The 3,142-nt window shown below is 41.1% G+C and carries 4 protein-coding genes and 1 pseudogene; 1 reads left to right on the top strand and 4 read right to left on the bottom strand.

The genetic code is table 11. The features are described 5' to 3' along the window. The 4 genes from KPX09_RS05760 to ccmC form a co-directional block, all read right to left on the bottom strand. Positions 1-203 (bottom strand): hypothetical protein (locus tag KPX09_RS05760; RefSeq protein ID WP_346017243.1); only part of this gene is annotated, 203 nt, incomplete at its 3' end. A gap of 7 nt (positions 204-210) precedes the next feature. Beyond that, positions 211-1,200: a Holliday junction branch migration DNA helicase RuvB gene (gene ruvB / locus KPX09_RS04845; protein WP_410518486.1), complete on the bottom strand. Its 990-nt coding sequence runs from the start codon at positions 1,198-1,200 to the stop codon at positions 211-213. Next, positions 1,197-1,772: a Holliday junction branch migration protein RuvA gene (gene ruvA / locus KPX09_RS04850; RefSeq protein ID WP_249549238.1), complete on the bottom strand. Its 576-nt coding sequence runs from the start codon at positions 1,770-1,772 to the stop codon at positions 1,197-1,199. Before ruvA ends, ruvB begins: the two co-directional genes overlap by 4 nt. Then, positions 1,769-2,476 carry a heme ABC transporter permease CcmC gene (gene ccmC, locus KPX09_RS04855; protein WP_249549239.1) on the bottom strand — a complete coding sequence of 236 codons (708 nt, stop codon included), beginning with the start codon at positions 2,474-2,476 and terminating at the stop codon, positions 1,769-1,771. Before ccmC ends, ruvA begins: the two co-directional genes overlap by 4 nt. 429 nt (positions 2,477-2,905) lie before the next feature. Between ccmC and KPX09_RS04860 the strand changes: the two are divergent. After that, positions 2,906-3,142 (top strand): annotated as a pseudogene (locus KPX09_RS04860) (guanylate kinase); the annotation flags it as partial.

A 3,142-nucleotide genomic window follows, 5' to 3' on the forward strand; every position in this document is an offset into this window, starting at 1 on the left:
CGAGTTCTGTAGTATAAGGATGTACTATAGAGCACCCGTAGTCCTCCCAGTATCTCTCCAAATTTCTTACTATACTCTGGAAGTTCACAAGATAAGCTACAAATCATGACAACCGCCTCGATGATGCATTGTGAACCATGATAAGGTACATCTATATTTTGGTGAAAATGAGAAGCAGAAGTTTGCTGCAGATCATCACACAAAAACAACCTAGATATATTTACAGTTCATTAGGTGATCAATGGCCTTTGTGGTAAGAATTCTTCCACGAGGTGTGCGTTGTATGAACCCTATTTTTAGTAGGTACGGTTCAATGGTTTCTTCAATGTTACCTACATCTTCTGAAAGGGCTGCAGCAATAGTTTCTATTCCGACTGCGTTTTTTGCTTCATATATGAAGCTTAGGTACTTGATATCCATCTTATCGAGACCAGATTTATCTACACCAAGGTTGAAAAGCGCAGAATCAGCAAAATGATTGTCTATTATACTACGTCTTTCCACAACCATGAAATCACGCACTCTCCGAAATAATCGAAGTGCAATTCTAGGAGTGCCTCGAGAACGTGAGGCAATTTCATAAGCGCCGCTATCATCAATGTCGGTACAAATCACACGTGCGGCTCGCTTTATCACCAGCATTAACTCTTCTACAGAGTAGAATTCTAGATGCAACGGAATACCGAACCTATCTCTAAGAGGGTTTGATATTAAGCCAAATCTTGTCGTTGCTCCTACTAAAGTAAAAGCTGGGAGATCAATGCGTAGTGTTCTTGCACCACATCCTTCTCCAACAACAATATCAAGACAGCAGTCTTCCATGGCGGAGTATAGGATTTCTTCGATGTTTCTGTGGAGTCTATGTATTTCGTCTATAAAGAGCACATCCATTGGCTGTAGGTTTGTGAGTATAGCAGCTAGATCTCCAGCTTTACTCAAAAGAGGCCCGGAAGTTGACCTCAAGCTCACTTTAAGTTCCTTGGCGATTATATGCGCTAGTGTGGTTTTACCTAGTCCTGGGGGCCCGTATAATAGTACATGGTCCAATGTTGCTCTTCTTTCATATGCTGACTTTATGAATACCTTGAGATTTTCTATTATCTCACTCTGCCCGACAAATTCCTCGATCAAGCTTGGACGTAAAGCAAAATTACGCTCATCTTCAGGTATTGCTTTGTGTTGATGTAAAAGCTCATTCACTTCGATAACTCTTTCAGGGCAAAACGGACTGTGTCAGACAGGTTGTGGGAGACTCCTACCTTCTCCAAAGCGTTGAGTACCCGAGTTCTTTCGTATCCTAAACTGAGCAGAGCAGATAACGCATCGCTATCCCCTACAGATGGTTCCCTTTTAGCCATTATATTGAACTCTAATTTCTGTACTAGAGGAGTCAATTCCGTGAAAATCCTATTAATTAACTTAGCTCCTACTCCTCCTACTTTCAATGCAGCTTTGTCTTCATTCACAATGGCTGAAAATAGCTGATCTGGCGTTAACCTATCAAGTATAGCCAAAGCGGTTCTGTAGTTTATTCCGCTAACCTTTATCAGCATCTTCAAGCAATTTTGCTCTTCAGTATCAGTAAATCCATAAAGCTGAGGCACATTATCTCTATTCACATATGTTTCTATATACAGTTTTAAGGAGTCGCCACGCTTACAATTTATTAGCGTTCTATAAGAGACGTGCACTATATAGCCAACGCCACCCACCGCAAGTATGATGCTAGTATCCTGTACTTCTTCTATAATACCCGAAAGAGTTCCGATCATGTTATTTCATGGTAAAAAGGATATAGACTACTTGACGTCTTCTTATTATTCAACAGAGTGTAAAAGCGCAGCGACGTCAGAATGACAAACAGCAGCGATAGAGCAACAAACATAGTCAGAAGAGGGATCAGCATGGAAGAATCTATGGCAATGCCACCCTTCCTCAAGATACTGGAGGTTTGATGCAATGTTGCCCAGATATCAACAGAAAACTTTACTATTGGCACGTTTATAGCACTAAAGAGTGCAAACAGTGACGTGGTTTTTGCAGCCCTGTTTTGGTCTTCGAATACATTCCATAAGGATGCGTATCCCAAGAAGAGGAAAAACAACAGCAACACAGATGTTAGACGTGCATCCCAGACCCACCAAGTGCCCCAGGTGTATTTTCCCCAAATACATCCAGCAACAAGACATACTGCAGTAAAACACGCACCTACCGGGGCTATAGCACGAGCTATCATGGGGAAAATATCTCCTTTTTTCAGCAAAGTCCCTAAACTCAGCAGAGCGACAGCTGTATACGACCCAAGGGATATCCAAGCGGACGGCACATGTAAATACATAATTCGCACTACCTCACCCTGACGGTAGTCAGCTGGTGATGCAAATATAGAACAATACAGACCAACTGATAAAACAAGCACGAAAAAGCATACAACATACCGCAGTGATGACTGCAAGCAATGTGCAAGACTATGCATTCCTATTCACAAGCTATATGCATTGCGGAATGGTAACATAGTTACACATAAAGAACAATACCAAGATTCTTACCCCTTCATAGGGCATATCGCTCGTATAGCAGCGCAAATTTATTGTAGTTTATTTTGATATTGTGGCGCAATAACTAGTAAAATATTTTGCAATGTGCCAACTATGTCGCAAAGAGTTGTGGGTGTATTTGATATAGAACTTAGTGTAATATTGAGGTGTGTAGCAACGCGTGCCGAGTGTATATATGGTATATAGCGTTATAAGCGCTATGGAAGGCGCTACTATGTAGTGCAGGAGTATAAAGACAGCGAGTCAATATACCATAAGCAATAAAAAGAGGATGAGGGTAGTACGCTGAGAAAGGCCTATTTTATTGTTTAAAAATCTAGTATGTTATTATTAAGGGGGGCTTCTTGTTGAAAAGCGTAGGTATAATACTGGTATTATCGTCACCTTCTGGGTGCGGAAAAACGACAGTTGCCAACAAATTATTAGAGAAGCAAAAAAACAATATAGTAAAATCCGTTTCCATCACGACCCGTTCCGCAAGGAGAGGAGAGAAAGAAGGGAAAGACTACTATTTTGTGGATCGGGAAGAATTTTTAAGGCTATGCCACAATGGAGAGATAATAGAGCACGCAGAAGTATTTGGG

Source organism: Anaplasma phagocytophilum, from assembly GCF_023476575.1.
GTDB classification, from domain to species: domain Bacteria; phylum Pseudomonadota; class Alphaproteobacteria; order Rickettsiales; family Anaplasmataceae; genus Anaplasma; species Anaplasma phagocytophilum_A.